Below are 4177 nucleotides of genomic sequence, written 5' to 3'. Positions count from 1 at the left end.
ACGATGTTGGTGAGGATGATGGAGCCGAGCGCGAACCAGAATGCGCTGGAAGTGAGCGCCATAGTGTTCCCGAAGATGTCCTTGTGGTTTGGCGTGAAATACGCCAGTGACTTGCTTGCTTATACACATGTCGTGCCGGCATCGCACGCTGCGTCGCGTACAAACAAAAACGGGAGCCGAAGCCCCCGTTCTCGCACAACCTCAAACCTTGCCGATTACAGCATCGCCTTCAGCAGACGCGCCATTTCCGACGGGTTCTTGGTGGTCTTGATGCCGCATTCTTCCATGATGTCCAGCTTCGCTTGCGCGGTGTCGGCACCGCCCGAGATCAGCGCGCCGGCGTGGCCCATGCGCTTGCCCGGAGGCGCGGTCACGCCAGCGATGAAGCCAACCACCGGCTTCTTCATGTTGTCCTTGATCCAGTAAGCCGCGTTGGCTTCGTCCGGGCCGCCGATCTCACCGATCATGACCACGGCGTCCGTTTCCGGATCGTCGTTGAACATCTTCATCACGTCGATGTGCTTCAGGCCGTTGATCGGGTCGCCGCCGATACCGACTGCCGACGATTGGCCCAGGCCCAGCGCGGTCAGCTGACCCACGGCTTCGTACGTCAGCGTGCCCGAGCGCGACACCACGCCGATACGGCCCTTGCGGTGGATGTGACCCGGCATGATGCCGATCTTGATTTCGTCCGGCGTGATCAGGCCCGGGCAGTTCGGGCCCAGCAGCAGCGTCTTGCTGCCGGCCTTACGCATCTTGTCCTTGACCATCATCATGTCGCGCACAGGGATGCCTTCGGTGATGCAAACCACCAGATCCAGTTCGGCTTCAACGGCTTCCCAGATCGCATCAGCAGCGCCTGCGGGCGGCACGTAGATCACCGACACGGTTGCGCCGGTTTGCGCCTTGGCGTCCTTGACGGTGGCGTAGATGGGGATGCCTTCGAAGTCTTCTCCGGCCTTCTTCGGGTTCACGCCGGCCACGAAGGCGGCCTTGCCGTTGGCGTAGTCGCGGCAGCCGCGGGTGTGGAACTGGCCGGTCTTACCGGTGATCCCCTGGGTGATGACCTTGGTGTCTTTGTTGATCAGAATCGACATGCTGTAATCCTTTTTGGCCTTTTGGCAGCGAGTTGCCTCAATGAGCGCAACTCGCGTTCGCGTATGGTTGGTTCAGCGGGCGGCTTACTTGCCGGCGGCTGCGGCCACGACCTTCTCGGCGGCCTCTGCCATCGTGTCAGCGGCGATGATCGGCAGACCCGAGTCAGCCAGCATCTTCTTGCCGAGATCTTCGTTCGTGCCCTTCATGCGTACAACCAGCGGCACCGACAGCGACACAGCCTTGGCTGCGGCGATCACGCCTTCGGCGATCACGTCGCAACGCATGATGCCGCCGAAGATGTTGACTAGGATGGCCTTCACGTCCGGGTTCTTCAGCATCAGCTTGAAGGCTTCGGTCACCTTCTCGGTGGTGGCACCGCCGCCCACGTCGAGGAAGTTGGCCGGCTCGCCGCCGAACAGCTTGATGGTGTCCATCGTGGCCATGGCCAGACCGGCGCCGTTCACCAGGCAGCCGATGTTGCCATCCAGCGAGATGTAGGCCAGGTCGAACTTCGACGCTTCGATTTCGGCCGGATCTTCTTCATCCAGATCGCGGTAAGCCACGATTTCCGGGTGACGGAACAGCGCGTTCGAGTCGAAGTTGAACTTGGCGTCCAGCGCGATGACCTTGCCGTCGCCGGTCAGGATCAGCGGGTTGATTTCGGCTTGCGAAGCGTCGGTTTCCCAGAACGCTTTGTACAGGCCTTGCAGGGCTTGGCGGGCTTGCGCGATCGAAGCATCCGGCACGCCGATCTTGCGGGCGATGTCGTCAGCGTCAGCGTCGGTCAGGCCGGTCGACGGTTCGATGATCAGCGTGTGGATCTTTTCCGGGTGCGATTCAGCGACTTCTTCGATGTCCATGCCGCCTTCGCTCGAGGCCATCAGCGCGACCTTTTGCGACACACGATCCACCACCAGCGACACGTACAGTTCCTTCTTGATGTCCGCGCCTTCTTCGATCAGCAGGCGCTTGACCAGCTTGCCTTCCGGGCCGGTCTGGTGCGTCACCAGGGTCATACCCAGGATGCTGCTGGCGTATTCCTTGACCTGGTCCATGCTCTTGGCAACCTTCACGCCGCCGCCCTTGCCACGGCCGCCCGCATGAATCTGTGCCTTCACGACCCACACCGGGCCGCCCAGGGTTTCAGCAGCCTTGATAGCTTCTTCGACCGAGAAGGCCGGAATGCCGCGCGGAACCGGCACATTGTATTTGCGCAGGATTTCCTTGCCTTGGTACTCATGGATATTCATGCGTGTTTCCTTTGCTAGGCAGAGTGAGTGTGATGAATGTTAAGGATCGAAAAAAGCGCGCGAGCAGCGCAACGCCCTTCAGGACGAGGGCTCTGGCGACAGCTCGGTGCGTGGCGGTTGGATCTTGGCTTCAGGCTGGTAGGCGTACCAGCGCGGATAATGCTTGCGGACCACCTCGCCCTCGAGATGCAGGGCATGGCAGCCGTGGAGTTGGTAAGGCGGCTTTTCGCCGGGCTCGATCGGTCGGAGGTCGTTGGAGTTGTCGCGCACCGGAAAGACATCGCCCGCAAACGCCTGGATAGCGGCGGTCGGCAGCACGCCGCACAGCTCGGTCAGGTGCGTACAGCCTGCCACGCCGCCAAGTCTCTCACGCGAGGCCTTTCGAAAACCCTTCATCAGGTTCAGGCCGATGAGCTTGCGGTAGGCCGGGCCGATCGTGTCGCAATGTGTGGGGTACGGCACCCAGTCGGAGCACGCTTCGGCGTCGACGACGTTCATGCGGGTATCGATGGTCACGCGCAGCCACAGGTCATGCAGCGGCTGGCCTTCGGGGCGGACGCCGCCGCTGGCCAACGGGATATCGCGAGGCTTGGTGTCGGTCAGGCGCGCTTCGATGTCCCACAGACCGTCTTCCCGCAAATAGGCCTCCACCGTGATGGCACGGCGGTGGCGCATGACGCGCGGGACGGGAGCAGACAGAGGCATGGACCAGACAGACCGATAGGACCGATGAAGGCGGCGCACGCGGATCTCGCGCATCGCCTACGGGACGTATGTAGCAGCGCATCAGCCACCACACACGAACACAACCGCCTCGCCACCGAAGTAGAAGACGGTATCAAAGCCGTGGATTTTAACACGTCGTTACGACTGTACTGCGTCGTATGCTGCAATGCGGTGCCGGAAGGGTTGCAACGACCGATCAGGGTGCAACCCCTTGGATCGGCACGCAAACGAATTGTCCGCGCAAATTGTTGGGAGATCGCCGACGTTCAGTCGGATTCGTCACCTTCGCCCAGCAATTCGTCTGCGCCCGAGATGATGCGCGAGACTACCGAACGGGAGAATCCGCGCGCCATCATGTAGCGGACTTGCTTGGCGCGTTCGGCCAGATCGGCCGGTGGGCGGCCGAAGCGCTTGTCCCAGAGTGCCTTGGCTCGTGCCACCTCGGTACCTTGCAGTTGGGCCCTCACCTCGCCCAGCGTTTCTTCGCCGAGCTGATGCGTTTTCAGTTCCTGCATCAACCGGGCTGTGCCATAGCGGCCAGCGCGTCGGTGCACCACGCTTTCCGCGAAGCGCGCATTGGACAGCCAGTTCTCACCCTCCAACCAATCCAGCAGCGCGTCCACCTCCTCTGCAGATTCGGCGTGCGGCGCCAGCTTGCGGCGCAGTTCGGCACGGCTATGCTCGCGCCGGGACAAATAGCCCAGCGCGCGCGCCTTGAGTGATAGCGGTTGACGCGGCAACGGCATGTGGTTTCACGCCCCAAAGAAAAACGCCCGCCGTTGGGGGACGGCAGGCGTATGAAGCTCGATAGAGCCGCCGATCTGCGCCGGCGGCCAACCCAATTACTCTTCCTCAACCTCGACTGCGGCCGCCACGACTGCGCTCATCGGGGTCACGCCCAGCGCTTCGCGGACCTTGTTCTCGATGTCGCGGGCCAGGTCGGGGTTCTCGCGCAGGTATTCGCGGCAGTTGTCACGGCCCTGGCCGATGCGCTCGCCGCCGTAGCTGTACCAGGCACCGGACTTCTCAACAATCTTGGCCTCAACGCCCAGGTCGATGATTTCGCCCTCGCGCGACACGCCCTGGCCGTAGAGGATGTCGAA

The 4177-nt window shown here is 62.2% G+C and carries 4 protein-coding genes and 1 pseudogene; all 5 read right to left on the bottom strand.

Going from position 1 to position 4177, the window contains the following annotated elements:
- Positions 1-215: 215 nt before the first annotated feature.
- Entirely contained in the window at positions 216-1097 is an 882-nt protein-coding gene (gene sucD, locus JHD73_RS26770) for a succinate--CoA ligase subunit alpha (RefSeq protein ID WP_021196607.1), read from the bottom strand.
- An 84-nt stretch (positions 1098-1181) separates the two neighbouring features.
- Positions 1182-2348, bottom strand: coding sequence for an ADP-forming succinate--CoA ligase subunit beta (gene sucC, locus JHD73_RS26765; RefSeq protein ID WP_199033174.1), 1167 nt, complete (start codon positions 2346-2348; stop codon positions 1182-1184).
- 78 nt (positions 2349-2426) lie between these two features.
- Entirely contained in the window at positions 2427-3053 is a 627-nt protein-coding gene (locus tag JHD73_RS26760; protein WP_199033173.1) for a DUF2889 domain-containing protein, read from the bottom strand.
- A gap of 287 nt (positions 3054-3340) precedes the next feature.
- Positions 3341-3820, bottom strand: a complete 480-nt coding sequence (gene recX, locus JHD73_RS26755) for a recombination regulator RecX (protein ID WP_199033172.1) — start codon at positions 3818-3820, stop codon at positions 3341-3343.
- Positions 3821-3916: 96 nt separating this feature from the next.
- Positions 3917-4177 (bottom strand): annotated as a pseudogene (gene recA / locus JHD73_RS26750) (recombinase RecA); the annotation flags it as partial.

The sequence above is a fragment of the Ralstonia sp. ASV6 genome (assembly GCF_016429285.1).
Lineage (GTDB): Bacteria > Pseudomonadota > Gammaproteobacteria > Burkholderiales > Burkholderiaceae > Ralstonia > Ralstonia flaminis.
This window is presented reverse-complemented; position numbering and strand designations above follow the sequence as displayed.

Coding starts and splice junctions, on each gene's coding strand:
- sucC (WP_199033174.1), bottom strand. CDS start 2,348: ATGAATATCCATGAGTACCAAGGCAAGGAAATCCTGCGCAAATACAAT.
- JHD73_RS26760 (WP_199033173.1), bottom strand. CDS start 3,053: ATGCCTCTGTCTGCTCCCGTCCCGCGCGTCATGCGCCACCGCCGTGCC.
- recX (WP_199033172.1), bottom strand. CDS start 3,820: ATGCCGTTGCCGCGTCAACCGCTATCACTCAAGGCGCGCGCGCTGGGC.
- sucD (WP_021196607.1), bottom strand. CDS start 1,097: ATGTCGATTCTGATCAACAAAGACACCAAGGTCATCACCCAGGGGATC.